General features: G+C 40.6%; 18 protein-coding genes and 4 pseudogenes. 7 read left to right on the top strand and 15 right to left on the bottom strand.

The features are described 5' to 3' along the window. Nucleotide 1: 1 nt before the first annotated feature. Nucleotides 2–445, bottom strand: coding sequence for a MarR family winged helix-turn-helix transcriptional regulator (locus ABEV15_RS08870; protein ID WP_498852986.1), 444 nt, complete (start codon nucleotides 443–445; stop codon nucleotides 2–4). Between the two features lie 136 nt (nucleotides 446–581). Here ABEV15_RS08870 and ABEV15_RS08865 point away from each other — a divergent pair, with 136 nt between their 5' ends. The 3 genes from ABEV15_RS08865 (at nucleotide 582) to hflC (ending at nucleotide 3,983) form a co-directional block, all read left to right on the top strand. Continuing rightward, entirely contained in the window at nucleotides 582–2,000 is a 1,419-nt protein-coding gene (locus tag ABEV15_RS08865) for a SpoVR family protein (RefSeq protein ID WP_498852985.1), read from the top strand. A gap of 88 nt (nucleotides 2,001–2,088) precedes the next feature. Then, nucleotides 2,089–3,054 (top strand): FtsH protease activity modulator HflK, encoded by a 966-nt coding sequence (hflK, locus tag ABEV15_RS08860; protein ID WP_171699905.1) that lies wholly within the window; start codon nucleotides 2,089–2,091, stop codon nucleotides 3,052–3,054. Then, a complete protein-coding gene (hflC, locus tag ABEV15_RS08855) occupies nucleotides 3,051–3,983 on the top strand; it encodes a protease modulator HflC (protein WP_339170999.1) in 933 nt (310 codons plus the stop codon). Before hflK ends, hflC begins: the two co-directional genes overlap by 4 nt. 4 nt (nucleotides 3,984–3,987) lie before the next feature. On the opposite strand, the gene ABEV15_RS08850 is transcribed toward hflC, so the two are convergent. Continuing rightward, the gene (locus tag ABEV15_RS08850) at nucleotides 3,988–4,446 is read right to left on the bottom strand and encodes a methylated-DNA--[protein]-cysteine S-methyltransferase (protein ID WP_339171001.1); all 459 of its coding nucleotides are present in this window, start codon (nucleotides 4,444–4,446) and stop codon (nucleotides 3,988–3,990) included. A gap of 100 nt (nucleotides 4,447–4,546) precedes the next feature. Here ABEV15_RS08850 and ABEV15_RS08845 point away from each other — a divergent pair, with 100 nt between their 5' ends. Further along, nucleotides 4,547–4,798 carry a YhdB family protein gene (locus ABEV15_RS08845; protein WP_498852984.1) on the top strand — a complete coding sequence of 84 codons (252 nt, stop codon included), beginning with the start codon at nucleotides 4,547–4,549 and terminating at the stop codon, nucleotides 4,796–4,798. A 28-nt stretch (nucleotides 4,799–4,826) separates the two neighbouring features. Here the strand turns inward: ABEV15_RS08845 and ABEV15_RS08840 are convergent, their stop codons facing one another. The 4 genes from ABEV15_RS08840 to ABEV15_RS08825 form a co-directional block, all read right to left on the bottom strand. Then, a complete protein-coding gene (locus tag ABEV15_RS08840) occupies nucleotides 4,827–5,534 on the bottom strand; it encodes an SDR family oxidoreductase (protein WP_498852983.1) in 708 nt (235 codons plus the stop codon). Nucleotides 5,535–5,607: 73 nt separating this feature from the next. Next, complete coding sequence (locus ABEV15_RS08835; RefSeq protein ID WP_498852982.1) at nucleotides 5,608–7,347, bottom strand: phospho-sugar mutase; 1,740 nt, start codon at nucleotides 7,345–7,347, stop codon at nucleotides 5,608–5,610. A gap of 2 nt (nucleotides 7,348–7,349) precedes the next feature. Then, nucleotides 7,350–7,472: a hypothetical protein gene (locus ABEV15_RS08830; protein WP_498852981.1), complete on the bottom strand. Its 123-nt coding sequence runs from the start codon at nucleotides 7,470–7,472 to the stop codon at nucleotides 7,350–7,352. 107 nt (nucleotides 7,473–7,579) lie between these two features. Continuing rightward, nucleotides 7,580–8,011 carry a CBS domain-containing protein gene (locus ABEV15_RS08825; RefSeq protein ID WP_498852980.1) on the bottom strand — a complete coding sequence of 144 codons (432 nt, stop codon included), beginning with the start codon at nucleotides 8,009–8,011 and terminating at the stop codon, nucleotides 7,580–7,582. Between the two features lie 126 nt (nucleotides 8,012–8,137). Between ABEV15_RS08825 and ABEV15_RS08820 the strand changes: the two genes are divergently transcribed. Together ABEV15_RS08820 and ABEV15_RS08815 are read left to right on the top strand one after the other, a co-directional pair. Further along, on the top strand, nucleotides 8,138–8,566 hold the full coding sequence (locus ABEV15_RS08820; RefSeq protein WP_498852979.1) for a disulfide oxidoreductase: 429 nt from the start codon (nucleotides 8,138–8,140) through the stop codon (nucleotides 8,564–8,566). Beyond that, the gene (locus tag ABEV15_RS08815) at nucleotides 8,563–9,027 is read left to right on the top strand and encodes a thioredoxin family protein (RefSeq protein WP_498852978.1); all 465 of its coding nucleotides are present in this window, start codon (nucleotides 8,563–8,565) and stop codon (nucleotides 9,025–9,027) included. Before ABEV15_RS08820 ends, ABEV15_RS08815 begins: the two co-directional genes overlap by 4 nt. 24 nt (nucleotides 9,028–9,051) lie before the next feature. Here ABEV15_RS08815 and ABEV15_RS08810 read toward each other — a convergent pair whose 3' ends face one another. Next, nucleotides 9,052–9,444, bottom strand: a complete 393-nt coding sequence (locus tag ABEV15_RS08810) for a YhcU family protein (protein WP_429631166.1) — start codon at nucleotides 9,442–9,444, stop codon at nucleotides 9,052–9,054. A 105-nt stretch (nucleotides 9,445–9,549) separates the two neighbouring features. On the opposite strand from ABEV15_RS08810, the gene ABEV15_RS08805 reads away from it, so the two are divergent. Next, on the top strand, nucleotides 9,550–10,446 hold the full coding sequence (locus ABEV15_RS08805) for an RluA family pseudouridine synthase (RefSeq protein ID WP_498852977.1): 897 nt from the start codon (nucleotides 9,550–9,552) through the stop codon (nucleotides 10,444–10,446). 14 nt (nucleotides 10,447–10,460) lie between these two features. Here ABEV15_RS08805 and ABEV15_RS08800 read toward each other — a convergent pair whose 3' ends face one another. From ABEV15_RS08800 to ABEV15_RS08765, 8 genes and pseudogenes are all read right to left on the bottom strand, one after another. Continuing rightward, complete coding sequence (locus ABEV15_RS08800) at nucleotides 10,461–11,786, bottom strand: hemolysin family protein (protein WP_498853001.1); 1,326 nt, start codon at nucleotides 11,784–11,786, stop codon at nucleotides 10,461–10,463. 46 nt (nucleotides 11,787–11,832) lie between these two features. Further along, nucleotides 11,833–12,519: a zinc metallopeptidase gene (locus ABEV15_RS08795; protein WP_429631524.1), complete on the bottom strand. Its 687-nt coding sequence runs from the start codon at nucleotides 12,517–12,519 to the stop codon at nucleotides 11,833–11,835. Nucleotides 12,520–12,698: 179 nt separating this feature from the next. Continuing rightward, nucleotides 12,699–13,498, bottom strand: a pseudogene (locus ABEV15_RS08790) (rhodanese-like domain-containing protein). Then, nucleotides 13,443–13,634: pseudogene (locus ABEV15_RS08785) on the bottom strand (sulfurtransferase TusA family protein); the annotation flags it as partial. The pseudogenes ABEV15_RS08790 and ABEV15_RS08785, both read right to left, overlap by 56 nt. A gap of 14 nt (nucleotides 13,635–13,648) precedes the next feature. Then, nucleotides 13,649–13,945, bottom strand: a complete 297-nt coding sequence (locus ABEV15_RS08780) for a rhodanese-like domain-containing protein (protein WP_498852976.1) — start codon at nucleotides 13,943–13,945, stop codon at nucleotides 13,649–13,651. A gap of 146 nt (nucleotides 13,946–14,091) precedes the next feature. After that, nucleotides 14,092–14,238: pseudogene (locus ABEV15_RS08775) on the bottom strand (sporulation protein YhbH); the annotation flags it as partial. 258 nt (nucleotides 14,239–14,496) lie between these two features. Next, nucleotides 14,497–15,039, bottom strand: a complete 543-nt coding sequence (locus tag ABEV15_RS08770) for a hypothetical protein (protein ID WP_498852975.1) — start codon at nucleotides 15,037–15,039, stop codon at nucleotides 14,497–14,499. A gap of 124 nt (nucleotides 15,040–15,163) precedes the next feature. After that, nucleotides 15,164–15,338, bottom strand: a pseudogene (locus ABEV15_RS08765) (IS66 family transposase); the annotation flags it as partial.

Raw genomic sequence — 15,338 nt, 5'->3', positions numbered from 1 at the left:
ATCACTTCTCCTCTTTTTCGTTTGTCGCAACAATTTTTTCGATAATATGGACAAACTGTTCAAGCTCATCTAATCGTAACTGACGTAAATAACGTTCAATAATTTTTCTTCGCTCCGCTCGTGCATGCTGAAGCATTTCTTTCCCCTTTTCAGACAATTGCACATACACGACACGCCGATCCTCTTCATCTCGATCACGCAATACAAATCCGCTTTTATATAAGCGGTCAATCATCGTTGTAATCGCGCTCGGCTTCACAAACATTTCGTCCGCCAATTCGCTGACAGTACATTTCCCGCGCTTCGACAACAAGTTTAAAATAAAAAACTGCGGTTTCGTTAGGCCAATTTCCTCTTTTGCTAAGTCGGCTGCTAACTTGCGAACGGCTAACGAAAACGCATGCTCTAATCGCTCAACAAGCAAAGTGAACGGTGTTTGTCCCATACACATCCCACCTTTTTTAACGATATAAATATTTAACATATTTAAATATATACGAAAGAAAATATAAAGTCAACGAATGATTCCTGACGTATCAAATGGCGCGCTCGTTCATACATTGTCATAAGGAGGGAATGTGATGAAACGTGATGAGCAAAAAGCGTTAGAAAGAGCGATTGCGGAAATTACGGAAATTGCCGAAGGATTTGGGCTTGATTTTTATGAAATGCGCTATGAAATTTGCCCAGCTGATATTATTTACACATTTGGGGCATATGGTATGCCAACACGCTTTTCCCATTGGAGCTTTGGAAAACAATTTCATAAAATGAAACTCCACTATGACCTCGGATTAAGTAAAATTTATGAACTTGTCATTAACTCCGATCCGTGCTACGCATTTTTATTAAATACAAATACGCTTATTCAAAATAAATTGATTGTCGCACACGTACTTGCTCATAGTGACTTTTTTAAAAATAACGTTCGCTTCAGCAACACAAAACGCGATATGGTCGAAAGCATGGCGGCAACTGCGGAGCGAATTACACGTTATGAGCATGAATATGGAAAACAAGAAGTCGAAAAGTTTTTAGATGCTGTGCTAGCTATTCAAGAACATATCGACCCTTCACTCCTTCGCCCAAAACTTTCATGGACGCTTGCTGATACAGAAATATACGAAGAAGATGATGAAACACCGAGACAGTCGCCATACGACGATTTATGGTCGCTTGATGAAAAGAAAAAAGCACCGTCTACTCGAAAAAAACGGAGAAAATTTCCTCCGCATCCAGAAAAAGATTTGTTGTTGTTTATTGAAGAATATAGCCGCGAACTCGATGAATGGCAGCGCGACATTTTAACGATGATGCGCGAAGAAATGCTTTATTTTTGGCCACAACTCGAAACAAAAATTATGAACGAAGGCTGGGCTTCGTATTGGCATCAACGCATTTTACGCGAAATGGATTTAACGAGCGATGAAGCGATTGAGTTTGCCAAATTAAATGCCGGAGTTGTCCAACCTTCTCGTACCGGCATTAATCCGTATTACTTAGGATTAAAAATTTTTGAAGATATTGAAAAGCGGTGGGACAATCCGACAGACGAAATGAAAAAACTTGGCGTCAAACCAGGTTCGGGGCGTGCGAAAATATTTGAAGTACGCGAACTAGAATCTGACATCTCCTTTTTGCGCAACTATTTAACGAAGGAACTCGTCATGCGCGAAGATATGTATTTATTCCAAAAACAAGGAAAAGACTATAAAATTGTTGATAAACATTGGGAACACGTGCGCGATCAACTCGTAAACATGCGCGTCAACGGTGGCTTCCCATATATTACAGTGAACGATGGCGACTATATGCGCAATGGGGAACTATATTTAAAACATTGGTACGAAGGCATTGAACTAGACGTAAAATATTTAGAAAAAGTGCTTCCTTACATTTATCAACTTTGGGGCCGAGCCGTTCATATGGAAACGATCATTGAAAACAAACCGACGCTATTCACATACGACGGAAGAAACGTACAGAGAAAATATATATGAGCTACTGAGCACATCAGTAGCTTTTTTATTGAAACTTTTTTCTGTTTTTTCCGTACATACATATAAATAACAAGAAAGGTGGATTTATATGGGTAAGCGCTCTATTACAGGCATCGTCATCGGGTCGATTGCTGGTATTTTTCTTCTTGTTGCCGCACTAACATCATGGTACACCGTCGATGAGTCAGAACAAGCCATTATTTTAACATTTGGTAAAATTGATGAAGAAGTGACAACACCCGGACTACATTTTAAACTTCCTTGGCCGATTCAAACGGTCGAAACGTTGTCGCGAGAAACGTTTAGTTTACAGTTTGGCTACAAAGAAGAAAACGGAAAAGTTGTCGCTACAAACCAAGGCGATACGAAAATGATTACAGGTGATGAAAATATTGTTCTTGCCGATATGGTTGTTCAATGGAAAATTACTGATCCTGCAAAATTTCTTTATCGCTCATACGAACCGGAACAAATTTTATATAATGCGACGTCTGCTTCTTTGCGTAGCGTCATCGGCAGTTCAAAAATTGATGATGCGTTAACATCAGGTAAAGCAAAAATTGAAGCGGATGTGCGCGAATTGCTCACCGCATTAATGAAAAAATATGATATCGGCATTTCCATTTTAGCTGTGAAATTACAGGACGTTGACTTACCGAACGACGAAGTGCGCAAAGCATTTACAAATGTCACAGATGCGCGCGAAACAATGAACACAAAAATTAACGAAGCGAATAAATATCGCAACAAACGAACGAAAGAAGCCGAAGGGGAAAAAGACGCCCTCATCTCCCAAGCGGAAGCTGACAAAGTGGCACGCATCGAAAAAGCGTATGGAGATGTCGCTAAATTTAATGCCTTATACGAAGAATATAAAAACGCAAAAGACATTACAAAACAGAGGTTAATGATTGAAACGCTTGAACAAGTCCTACCGTACACACGCATTTACATTATGAACGACGATGGCAATACGTTAAAATATTTACCAATCCAACCGATCGAAAAACAAACGACAGAGAAAAAGAAAGAGCAAGGGAGTGGTAACGAATGACAAACTTCCAAGATGATCAAAACGTCATTAGCTTGAAAGATAAACTGCCAACGAAATGGTTTCGTTTTTTTGTCGGGGGAGTCATCGGACTTGTTTTACTCGTTATCGCTTTAACAAACGTCTACATTGTTCATGAAAATGAATATAAAGTTGTACGTCAATTTGGTGAAATTGTTCGCATTGATCAAACGCCAGGATTACGCTTTAAAATTCCTTTTATTCAAAGCGTAACATCGTTGCCAAAAGCCCAAATTTTTTATGACGTCGCCGAAGCAGAAATTAATACGAAAGATAAAAAACGCATTCTCGTCAACCATTACGCCATTTGGGAAATTACAAACCCAAAAGAGATGATTCAAAACGCGCGCACGTTAGAAAATGCAGAATCGAAAATGGACGAATTTATTTTCTCCATTGTCCGCACCGAGCTTGGACAGTTAAATTACGATGAAATTATTAACGACGAAAAATCATCACGCGGTAGTTTAAATGACGAAGTAACAGCGAAAGTAAACGACCTACTACAAAAAGACAGCTACGGCATTCGCGTTGTAGATGTGCGCTTAAAACGTATTGACTTACCGGAAGAAAACGAACAGTCCGTTTATAAACGTATGATTTCCGAGCGTGAATCGAAAGCACAAGAATATTTATCAATGGGGGATGCCCAAAAACAACGTATTATCGCACAAACAGATCGCGAAGTGAAAGAAATGCTCGCTAAAGCGCAAGCAGATGCGGAGCGCATTCGCGCAGCAGGTGAACAAGAAGCAGCACGCATTTATAACGAAACATTCGCAAAAGATCCTGAATTTTACTCATTTTACCGTACGCTCGAATCGTATAAGACAACGATCGGCGAAGATACGGTTGTCATTTTACCAGCCAACTCACCGTATGCGAAATGGCTATTAGGACAAACGCGCTGAGCTTTCAGCGCGTTTCATGCGCAAGTAACCATTTTTTTCTTTCGATTCCCCACGCATATCCACCAAGTCCCCCACCCGTACGAACGACGCGATGACAAGGAACAACGATAGTTATGGGATTGTTGCCGACAGCGTTGCCAACCGCCCGTACCGCTTTCGGTTGCCCAATTTGTTTGGCAATATCGGCATATGAAACCGTTTGTCCATAAGGAATCGTTTGTAATGCTTCCCATACACGCAGTTGAAACGGAGTGCCCACGAGCTTTAAGGGCATCGAAAACGACGTCCGTTTCTTTTGGAAGTATTGTTCAAGTTCTTCTAGCGATTGCATGAGAGGCTCCGCCACTTTTTCGTTCTGATCTTCACCTCGTTCAACGACATCGATCCGCTCGATTCCTTCATTCGTTCCAACGATTTGTAACCAACCGATCGGTGATTCATAATACACAACGTGTTTCTCCATGTCCAACTCTCCTCTGCCAAATCGCACAACATTTACAGCGAGAAAAATGACCGTTTTTTCATAAACTACATATAGCTCCTCACGATAAGGAGGGTTTGCGGTGCATACAGCCGATTACGACAAAGCGCTTTACTATACGTACCGATCGGAATGGGATCATTTACTTATTCTTATGGTACGCACAAAAGACGATTTACTTTCAAAAAAAATTGAACAGTTTCTTCATGCATACAACTTCGAAAAAGATTATACCGTCGTCCAAAAGCGATTAAATGCATTGTTGCGTTACATCGACCACGCGTTGGATGTGTACGAACAAGAGCCAGCACTTACGATGCAATATGATTATTAGAGCGAAAGGAACGATCTCCTTTCGCTTTTTATACGACCGGATACGTTTGAATAAGCGGATGTAATACGATTTCATCGACCAACATATGTTTCGGTGCGCTTGCCATATATACAACGGCTTCGGCGACGTCTTCTGCCTTTAACCATTCTGCTTTTTCAGGCAATCCTTGCGTCGAGTTAGCAAAGTATGTATCAACCATCCCTGGATTGATCGTACCGACACGAATGCCGTATGGGCGCACTTCTTGAGCCACACTTCCTGAAAATCCTTGAACCGCATATTTTGTCGCTGTATATGCGGAACCGTTTGCAATCGTGTAGCGACCAACGTCAGATGAAATCGTAATAATCGTTCCCGAACGTTGCTTTTTCATGTGTGGAAGCACCGCTTTTGTGCCGATAAATACGCCTTGTACATTCACTTCGAATAGCCGCTTCCATTCCTCTACAGTCGTTTCTTCAACCGATTTAAATACACCAATGCCTGCATTGTTTACAAGCAAATCAATGCGACCAAATGTGGCAACAGTTTCCGCGACGACCTCGTTCATTTGTTGTTCATTACATACGTCCGCTTGAAATGTTTTCGACCCTTTCAATTGTTCGCCAACACGGTGAATATCGGGTGAACTCCCAATTAATACAAGTTTCATTCCTTGCTTAGCCAACGCATGTGCGATTGCCAAACCGATGCCGCGTGACGCCCCCGTCACAATCGCAACCTGCCCTTGTAACATGTTGAACACACCCTTTCTATGTTGTCGCTTTTATGTTACCCTCACCCTATACAAAAAAACAACCGATAAGGTATTACACCTTATCAGCTGTTAATGCATATACACGCTCCATGACTGCCGTTTCTAACTGTTCTAGCTTCGTTTTCGCCTCCGTCAATGTTTGCCCTTTCACCCCAAAATAAAACTTCATCTTTGGCTCCGTTCCAGACGGACGCACACAAAACCATGAACCATCCTCTAATACGTATTTTAATACGTTCGACTTCGGTAAATCGATTGTCTCTTTTTTTCCTGTCTCTACATATACTCGTTCATTCGTTTTGTAATCTTCGCGAATAACAACCCGGCGATTAGCGATAACGTTTGGCGGTTCAGAGCGAAACGTAGCTAATAGCGATTCAATGCGCTCCGCTCCCTCTTTCCCTTTTAGTGTGAGTGAACGCAATCCTTCTTGGTAATACCCGTATTGTTCAAACAGTTGCATAAGCGCCTCGTATAGCGATCGGTCCTGCTTTTTATAAAACGCGCATACTTCAACAGCGAGCAATGCTGCTTGAATCGCATCTTTATCACGCGCAAAGTCGCCAATTAAATAGCCGTAGCTTTCTTCGTAACCAAACTGAAATACATACTCTCCTGTTTGCTCGTATTGTTTAATTTTTTCGCCAATAAATTTAAACCCTGTCAATGTATCCATCGTTTCGATTCCAAACGACTTGGCAATCGCACGCCCAAATTCAGATGTGACAATCGTTTTAAATACAATCCCGTTTGGTGGCAATATCCCTTTTTCTTTCTTTTGTGAAAGAATGTAATGAAGTAACAATCCACCTGTTTGATTGCCTGTTAAAACGATGTATTCTCCTTGTTCATTTTTTACCGCAATGCCTAAACGATCCGCATCGGGATCTGTTGCAATTAACACGTCCGCATCAACTTGTTTGCCAAGTTGAATCGCTAATTCAAACGCAGCATGTTCTTCTGGGTTCGGTGATTTTACCGTTGAAAAATTCGGGTCCGGTTGTTCTTGTTCCTTTACAACAAACACGTGTTCATAGCCGAATTCCTTTAATCCACGTTGAACGAGTTTATTTGCTGTGCCATGAAGCGGTGTAAATACTACTTTCACGTCGACTTCATTCGCTAGTTCAGGGCGAAGGGAAATCGTTTTTAACTTCTCTATGTATGCATCATCAATCTCAGCACCGATGATCTGAATGAGTCCTTTTTCTCTCAATACATCTTCTTGTTCAACCGCAAGCTCCCATTCATTTTCAATCGCATTGACATATTCAATGACAACATCGGCAATACGTGGCGGCAATTGCGCGCCATCTTCTCCGTATACTTTATAACCGTTATACTCCGGCGGATTATGGCTTGCCGTAATGACGATGCCAGAAAAAGCACGTAAATGACGAACAGCAAATGAAAGCTCTGGCGTCGGACGAAGCTCGTCAAATACGTACGTTTGAATGCCATGGGTCGCCAATGTTTTTGCTGCCTCCATGGCAAATTGTTGCGATTTATGGCGCGAATCATATGCGATTACAACTCCTCGCTTTTTCGCTTCCTCTCCAAACGACTCAATATATCGCGCTAATCCTGCCGATGCTTTTCGTACGGTATAAATGTTCATGCGGTTCGTTCCTGGTCCAATTTCTCCCCGCATGCCTCCTGTGCCAAATTCTAACGTTTTGTAAAAGCAATCTTCTAACAGCTTTTCGTCTTTTTCTAGTTGTTTCAAGTGTGAGCGCAATTCTTCATCTAATTGTGCTTCTTTCCAACGCTCATATATGATTTTCCACGTCATGTTTATCCCTCCATACCCGTTGTTTCTAACAGCTTTTCGTCTTTTTCTAGTTGTTGCAAGTGTGAGCGCAATTCTTCATCTAATTGTGCTTCTTTCCAACGCTCATATATGATTTTCCACGTCATGTTTATCCCTCCATATCCGTTGCCCATTGTAACTTATTCTCGCTTTTTTATACAAATTCCTTTTTCGTAGTTAAAAAGGAGCTTCTTTAAAAGAAGCCCCTTGTCGCTTAATGGTATGAAGGTTCAGAAATCTCGGATAGCGCTTGTCCTGCCGCTTCATCATACGTATGATTTGTGGCAATATCTCCAAGCGCAACAATGCCGCAAAGCTCGTTATTTTGTACGATCGGTAAACGACGAATTTGATTTTTCGCCATCACTTTCGCTGCTTCGTTAACGCTCATATTTGGTGTGCCTGTAATAACATCGCTTGACATCACTTGCGAAACAGCTGTCGAAGGAGTTAGCCCTTGCGCTGTTGTGCGAAGGGTAATATCGCGGTCAGTAACCATCCCTTTGACCTTTCCATTTTCAACGACAGGAATGGCACCAACATTATGTTCCTTCATTAATTGCGCGGCCTCTTGAACAGATTGTTTTGGTGTAACCGTTGCCACTTGGCGCGTCATAATCGATTCAACAGTATGATTCAATATCATCCTCCCCTTTCGCTTTTTATTGTGTACGTTCAACCGTTCATTATGTAAGTAAAATATCGTCGGAATTTACATCATTTCTTTCTATGTACTATAATGAACAAAGAATAAGAATAAGAAGGTGAAACGATGGTGCGGAAAGAAAATTATTTATTAGCCGCTTGGAGCGTGGCACTAATCGCTACACTTGGCAGCCTTTATTTTTCTGAGGTAATGAAATTTATCCCATGTGAACTTTGTTGGTACCAACGCATTTTTATGTACCCACAAGTGTTTTTGCTTGCCATGGCTCTCGTGCGAAAAGAATTTATGATCGCACGTTATACGCTTATGTTATCGGTCATTGGCGGCACAATTTCTTCATACCATTATTTAATTCAAAAAGTAACGTTTTTCCGCGACACTGCTCCATCATGCGGCATTGTGCCATGTACAGGGGATTATCTGAACTGGCTTGGGTTTATTACCATTCCTCTTCTAGCGCTAATTGCCTTTATTTTCATCGGCATTATTAGTTATCAAGTGATCCGAATGGAGAAAGAAGGGAAATACATATGAAAAAGTTGCTTATTTTCGGTGGCATAATTATCATTTTATTTGGTGCAATGGCTTGGATAACATCATATAGCCAAAAGCAAAAAGCCGAAGGAAACCCGTTTAAAAAGGAAGAGTTGCACCCAGCTACGATCGATCTGCTTGATGATCCGAATTATCAAAACGTTATTTTACCTAATGAGCTAAAAGAAGCATTAAATAATAAGGAGACAATGACCATTTACTTTTACAGTTCAACGTGTGAATTTTGTAAAAAAACGACGCCTGTCGTTGCTCCGCTAGCGAAAGAAATGGGAATCGATTTAAAACAATTTAACCTTCTTGAATTTGAAGAAGGATGGGACGAGTATCATATTGAAGCGACACCTACGATCGTTCACTTTAAAAACGGGGAAGAAGTCGCACGCATCGAAGGATATTATGAAGAAGACGTGTTCCGGAAGTGGTTTGAACAAATAAAATAAAAAGCCTTCATGATGAAGGCTTTTTTACATCACCCAAGCATGAACAGGCTTCATATACATGCTTACATACTCATCTTTTTCATGCAAAAAATGTTCAAGAGTGAGTGGAAAACTAATCCCATGCTGTTCTAGCCGTTCGATATTGCGCTGAAACAGATGTTCATAATGAGCTGAAAGATGATGGGAGGAAACACATTCAATAATGGCTTGTAACGATTGTAATGCAGAAATAATCGTAAACGCCTCTTTCAACGTTCCGTCATATGTGGAAGCTTCAAACTGTAATATGCCGAGCGATTGAAATGTTTCAATCTCATCATCTGTAAAATACTTTGGAAAAATGCCTGTATAAAATTGTTCAGTAAGCGAATGAATATATTGCTTTTGTTCTTCCGTAGCAGCATAGACGGTTTTCAATTGGCCTCACCTTATTCCATTTCACTTCCTAATCTATAACGAAATTGTAACACACCAACCCGCTTTTTTGTGTTGGTAATTTATTGTATAAAGAGAGTGAGACGAATGAATGTACAAAAGAAAGGAAATTGGCTGATGTTTGAAGCGCCACAATCATGGGTTGGCTTACCACTTGAACAAGCATTACAAACGAAATGGTTCGTTCCGAAAAAAATGTTGCATGAGTGGCGAATGACAAAGGCAGTGGCTATAAATGACAAAATCGTTTCTTTTCGAACAATCATTTCACCGCATGATCGCATTCGCATTCATATGAAAGAAGAAACGATTGAACCGACTCCAACACCGCTCCCGCTTCATGTTGTGTTTGAAGACGATCATGTGCTCGTCATTAACAAACCTGCACATATGGATGTTCATCCGACGCAACCGAATCAAACGAATACATTAGCGAATGCAGTTGCTTTTTACTTTCAATGTGAAGGAATTCATAGCAAAGTTCGCCATGTACATCGGCTCGATCGCGATACAAGCGGCGTCATTTTATTCGCGAAACATGCGCTTGCTGGCGCCATGCTCGACAAATATTTAGCCAAGCGAATGATTCACCGCACATATATTGCTCTTGTTCACGGGTATATGAAAAAGGAAAAAGGAACGATTCAAGCACCAATCGGACGCGATCGTCATCATCCAACGAAGCGGCGCGTATCGAGAACAGGTGATATCGCCATTACTCATTACGAACGTATACAATATGACAAACAAAAAAATGTGTCGCTCGTTCGCCTCACCCTCGATACAGGACGAACGCACCAAATTCGTGTCCATATGAGCTATATCGGTCATCCATTAGTCGGCGATACATTATATGGAGGAAAACCTTGGATTGATCGGCAAGCGTTACATGCGATCTCCTTATCGTTTCCTCACCCGTTTACAAAAGAGCTCATCACATGCTCCGCATTACCTGATGAAACGATTTTCGGCGATATAATATAAAAAGAGGCGCGTTATTATAACGCGGCCTCTTCATATACATCCTCTACTTGCGGACGACGTGTCACCTCAATTTTTTTCACATGGTGACCGTCCAATTCTATAACGGTAAATACGCAATGACCAAACTCAATTTGCTCCCCAGGACGAATGTTATAGCGCTCTGTTAACACCCATCCACCGATTGTATCGACGTCTGTATCGTCAATTTCTAAGCCGAATAAATCATTAATTTCACTAATGAGCACTTTTCCATCAACAATCGTACGATTTTCGTCAATTACTTGAATAAGTGGAGCTTCATCCGTATCGAACTCATCTCGAATTTCTCCAACAATTTCCTCTAAAATATCTTCGACTGTCACTAAACCAGATGTTCCGCCATATTCATCAACTAAAATGGCCATATGAATGCGCTCTTTTTGCATTTGCACAAGCAAATCTTGAATAGGGACCGTTTCGATTACTTGAATAATTGGACGAATATATTCACGCAGCTGCTTTCGCTCCTGACAGTTCACAACAAGATCAGTAAACAGCTCTTTCACGTTCAATAATCCGAGTATATGGTCTTTATCTCCATCAATGACTGGATAGCGCGTGTACTTTTCTTCACGAATCGTTTGTAACACATGTTCCATCGAATCATTGACATCTAACGCAACAATCTCTTTTCGTGGAACCATTATTTCTTTTGCGACACGGTCATCAAAACGGAAAATGTTATTGACATATTTATATTCCGCGTGGTTAATTTCCCCGTTTTTGTAACTAGCTGATAAAAGAAGGCGCAATTCTTCTTCGGAATGAGCCAATTCTTGCTCACTAGACAACTGGAAGCCAAATAAACGAACAACTAAGCGGGCAGATCCGTTTAATAACCAAATAAATGGATACATGACACGATAAAATAACATGAGCGGACGCGCTGTCCACAATGTGATAGCTTCCGCTTTTTGAATCGCAATTGTCTTCGGCGCCAATTCCCCAATAACGACATGAACAAACGTAATTGTTGCAAATGCAACAATAAACGAAGCGCCGTGCGCAAATGATGGAGATACGTTAAACTGATCAAAAAGTGGATGGAGCGCTCGTTCCACTGTCGGTTCCCCGAGCCAACCAAGACCGAGCGATGTCATTGTAATTCCGAGCTGATTTGCAGATAAATACTCATCTAAATGCGTAATGACATGTTTCGCTGCTACCGCTTTTTTGTTGCCTTCTTCAATCAGCTGATCAATGCGCGACGGTCGCACTTTTACAATCGCAAATTCCGAAGCGACAAAAAAACCAGTAAGCGCAATAAGAAGTACAATCATCCATAAACTAAATATGTCCAAGGAACGCCCGCACGCAATCATGCGTGCGGATGCCACCTCCTATTGATTAATCTTCATCGTTTCCTTGTAGAAAAATAAGCACATACTTAATTAATTCTAACACTGAAATAAGCGCTGCTGCAACATACGTTAATGCCGCGGCGTTTAATACTTTGTTTACCCCTCGTTCTTCTTCATTACGAATAATCCCTTCCGCGATCATAAAGTCTTTTGCACGCGAACTAGCATTAAACTCCACAGGCAACGTAATGACTTGGAAAGCTACTGCAAACGAGAATAAAATGATCCCTAAACCAATTAAAGAAAATTGTTGCATCAAAAACCCGCCAAGAAGAAGGAATGGAGCAATTCCTGATGTAAAATTCACGAGCGGGAACATACGGTGCCGTAAAACGAGCGCACCATACGCTTGTTGATGTTGCACCGCATGGCCAACTTCATGGGCAGCCACCGATACAGCAGCAATCGAACGACCGTAGTACACAGGCTCTGATAAACGAACCGCACGCGCAATTGGATCGTAGTGATCCGTTAATGTGCCTGGAACAAGCTCAACTGGCACATCATATAACCCATTTCTGTCTAAAATGAGTCGCGCAACTTCCGCTCCTGTTAAACCAGATGAAGCTGGAACATCCGACCATTTGCTAAAGTTTCCTCTTACTTTGAATTGCGCCCAAATCGATACCCCGAAGGCAATTAAAATGAGAAAATCCATTGGATGAAAAAACATAGTACATCCCTCCATCATTTTATATTGTAATGAAAAATGAACGAAAATAAAAGAGAATACCTTCCTTCACACACATTGTATACGACTATTGTGTCCAAAAAGTTTCGCAAAATCGAAAAAAAAACTCGCAAATCGTGAGGTTGAATAAAATTCCTTTTAATACATGAAACAAAAACGTTTTAATGTGTATGGTGAACGGCACAACGGTTTGGACCAATTTCAAGTTCTTGTTGTTGCTCCGGCGTTGCATATTTTACACCACGGTTGATGGCAACAATGTCTTCAAAGTTTGGTGGTGTTTCAGAAGATACAGATTGTGCCACCTGTTCAACGAACTCTTCTTCCGTTTTCCCTTGCATGATTTCGTTCATTTGACGAATGTTCCCTAACGTATTGCCGATATATCCTTGTTCATTGACTTCTTGATCAAAGTTTGCGTAGTGTGCAGGAAGCACGATGACATCATCAGCAATTTGTGCTACTTTGTTATACACTGTGTCGTATAAATCTTTCGCCCACTCGCGCGCTTTTCCGCCTAAGTCTGGTCGCCCGAGACCGCTAACGAAAATTGTATCGCCAGAGAACAACAATCACGAATAAATTGATATACTTTCACATTTTCATCTTCGTATGCAACAACCGGATATAAGTATTCGCCCCACGCCTTCATGCCTCCTTTTAAATAAAACACTTCCAAACCTTTTTCAGCAAGCATATCAGCAACCGTCGTTGAAGATCCCTCTTTGGCAGAAGATCCTTCTTTGGCGCAAACGACAACGATTTTCTTATCTTTTGGCAAACGTTCTAATACGTGCTCAACGCCATCAATTAATTCAAAATAAGGAACGTTTAAATATTCAATATGTTCTCCTTCAATTTTTCAATCAGCAAAATCAGATTGATTGCGAACGTCAAATAAGAAAAACGGCTCCTTTATATTGATGGCCCGTGTTTTTCGCCCAACCTTGAATATCAGCAAGTGACCCTTTATCTGTCGCTTGCACTTCAAGTACTTGGCCAGGCTGTAGCTGTTCCATCGCCTTTTTCGTGCGAACAATCGGCATCGGACACGATAAACCACGCGCATCAACGACAAGATCGACGTGAATCGTCATTCCATTCCCTTCTATCATTCAATCTCTCCTGTCCACTCAAGCATACCGCCTGTCATATTTACAACGCGGTATCCGTAACTTTCTAACAATTGACAAGCCATGCCACTTCTGTTTCCTGAGCGGCAAACGAGAATATGCCCTTCGTTTTTGTCAATTTCATTCATCCGCTCAAGCAGTTGACCAAGCGGGATGTGGCGCGCACCTGGAATTTTACCTTGGGCCACTTCTCCATGTTCGCGGACATCAATAATGCTTAGCGCACGACCTTCTTTTAATTGCTGCTCAACTTCTTGCGGCAATATATGTTTCATTTTTTCACCCCTTATATACTCATAAGGGTATTTTTAATCTCAAAAAAATAATTTATTACCATTACCTCTATGAGTATATTACAAAAACCCCCACCCGTTTGTCAACTGTTTTTTCTCCAAAAAAAAACCTTGCATGACACAAGGATTTAAACGAGTGTTTTCAATTCTTCTTTCCGGAAAAACGACCTCATTGCCTGTAACACATCCGACTTTTGTTTCAAAATGTAGTAGCGAAACTTTTCATCTTTAATATGCTTATATGCGGACATAAGCGTGGAATGGCGATTGTACTGATACAACTATAAACGCTGTACACTTCTGCGTATTAAAGTTTAATTTATAATATCTAATAAATATTATACACTGTGGGAGATGTATCCTCTACTGTAATACAGATTGATCTTTAGGAAGCATTTAAAAAAGGCATCATATTAATTGATTCCTTGTAATTTTAAGATTCTTAGTGTTCTTGGTTTACCGAGTTCCCATGTAATATAACCTGCTCTTCGTAATTTTTCTAGATGAGCGAAGTTTCTTACCATTTTTTATTCCTATAAATAACCTGCTTTCACCAAAGCTTCCAAATACTCATCCAAAATAGGGTTCCCTTCTACACAATCTGCTGGATCAATTCCTTTAAATACCTTTAGTTCATGATATAATTTCTCACACATTGCACCTTGCATTTGAAAACCACTGACATATTGTCTATCTATACTTTCTAAAATAACTGCTATTAGTCTTCCCTCTGCAAAATTAGTATATCTAACCTGCAAATCATAATCTTCATCACTCGGTTGCGGAAGAAGAAGTTCACCAGCCGCCCTCATCTCTTGAATACACTCTCTCATTCTATCAATGTCCGCTTTCTCTTTCTCACTATACAAACTATTCAAAATCTCCTCATTTTGAATAAAGTAACTTTTCACAAATGTTGAATAATCAACAAAAGGATCTTTTTTAAACTCTATAAACTCATTGACAGGAACTTCAACCGCTTTATATTTCTTTTTTAATATATTGTCTACCTCAGTTACTAAAAACTTATGAGGCATATTTAATTGTTGGTATTTTTTAAGTAAGTTATTTTTCAAGTGATTTTAACCTCCCTATTAATAGAATGAGTGCCCTCCACTTCTATTATAGTAACTATTCACCCCGATAGTAGTATGTAAAGGAGCGCAACACAAATAGGGCATCTCCGTGATAGAAAATGCCCTAAGTGGTAGAAAGAACACGATCGAGCGTTTCGCCTGTCAACAGAAGACATAACGAATCCCACACGTTTTTTTCGTGTTTCGTCAGTGTGGAAACGATGCTTCTTGTGATACAAAACGACTGGGCGAATGTTTCTTCGCGAAATGTACCCGAGATGTTCTCTTTGACTTTAACC

Origin of the sequence: Bhargavaea massiliensis (assembly GCF_050480245.1) — a bacterium.
Taxonomy (GTDB): Bacteria; Bacillota; Bacilli; order Bacillales; family Anoxybacillaceae; genus Anoxybacillus.
Note: the sequence above shows the minus strand (reverse complement) of the source record. Positions and strands in the feature narration are given on the sequence as shown.

What these genes read in the sequence shown, in the direction of transcription:
- ABEV15_RS08870 (WP_498852986.1), bottom strand. Translation starts at nt 445, where the DNA reads ATGGGACAAACACCGTTCACTTTGCTTGTTGAGCGATTAGAGCATGCG.
- ABEV15_RS08865 (WP_498852985.1), top strand. Translation starts at nt 582, where the DNA reads ATGAAACGTGATGAGCAAAAAGCGTTAGAAAGAGCGATTGCGGAAATT.
- hflK (WP_171699905.1), top strand. Translation starts at nt 2,089, where the DNA reads ATGGGTAAGCGCTCTATTACAGGCATCGTCATCGGGTCGATTGCTGGT.
- hflC (WP_339170999.1), top strand. Translation starts at nt 3,051, where the DNA reads ATGACAAACTTCCAAGATGATCAAAACGTCATTAGCTTGAAAGATAAA.
- ABEV15_RS08850 (WP_339171001.1), bottom strand. Translation starts at nt 4,446, where the DNA reads ATGGAGAAACACGTTGTGTATTATGAATCACCGATCGGTTGGTTACAA.
- ABEV15_RS08840 (WP_498852983.1), bottom strand. Translation starts at nt 5,534, where the DNA reads ATGTTACAAGGGCAGGTTGCGATTGTGACGGGGGCGTCACGCGGCATC.
- ABEV15_RS08835 (WP_498852982.1), bottom strand. Translation starts at nt 7,347, where the DNA reads ATGACGTGGAAAATCATATATGAGCGTTGGAAAGAAGCACAATTAGAT.
- ABEV15_RS08830 (WP_498852981.1), bottom strand. Translation starts at nt 7,472, where the DNA reads ATGACGTGGAAAATCATATATGAGCGTTGGAAAGAAGCACAATTAGAT.
- ABEV15_RS08825 (WP_498852980.1), bottom strand. Translation starts at nt 8,011, where the DNA reads ATGATATTGAATCATACTGTTGAATCGATTATGACGCGCCAAGTGGCA.
- ABEV15_RS08820 (WP_498852979.1), top strand. Translation starts at nt 8,138, where the DNA reads ATGGTGCGGAAAGAAAATTATTTATTAGCCGCTTGGAGCGTGGCACTA.
- ABEV15_RS08815 (WP_498852978.1), top strand. Translation starts at nt 8,563, where the DNA reads ATGAAAAAGTTGCTTATTTTCGGTGGCATAATTATCATTTTATTTGGT.
- ABEV15_RS08805 (WP_498852977.1), top strand. Translation starts at nt 9,550, where the DNA reads ATGAATGTACAAAAGAAAGGAAATTGGCTGATGTTTGAAGCGCCACAA.
- ABEV15_RS08795 (WP_429631524.1), bottom strand. Translation starts at nt 12,519, where the DNA reads ATGTTTTTTCATCCAATGGATTTTCTCATTTTAATTGCCTTCGGGGTA.
- ABEV15_RS08780 (WP_498852976.1), bottom strand. Translation starts at nt 13,945, where the DNA reads ATGAAACATATATTGCCGCAAGAAGTTGAGCAGCAATTAAAAGAAGGT.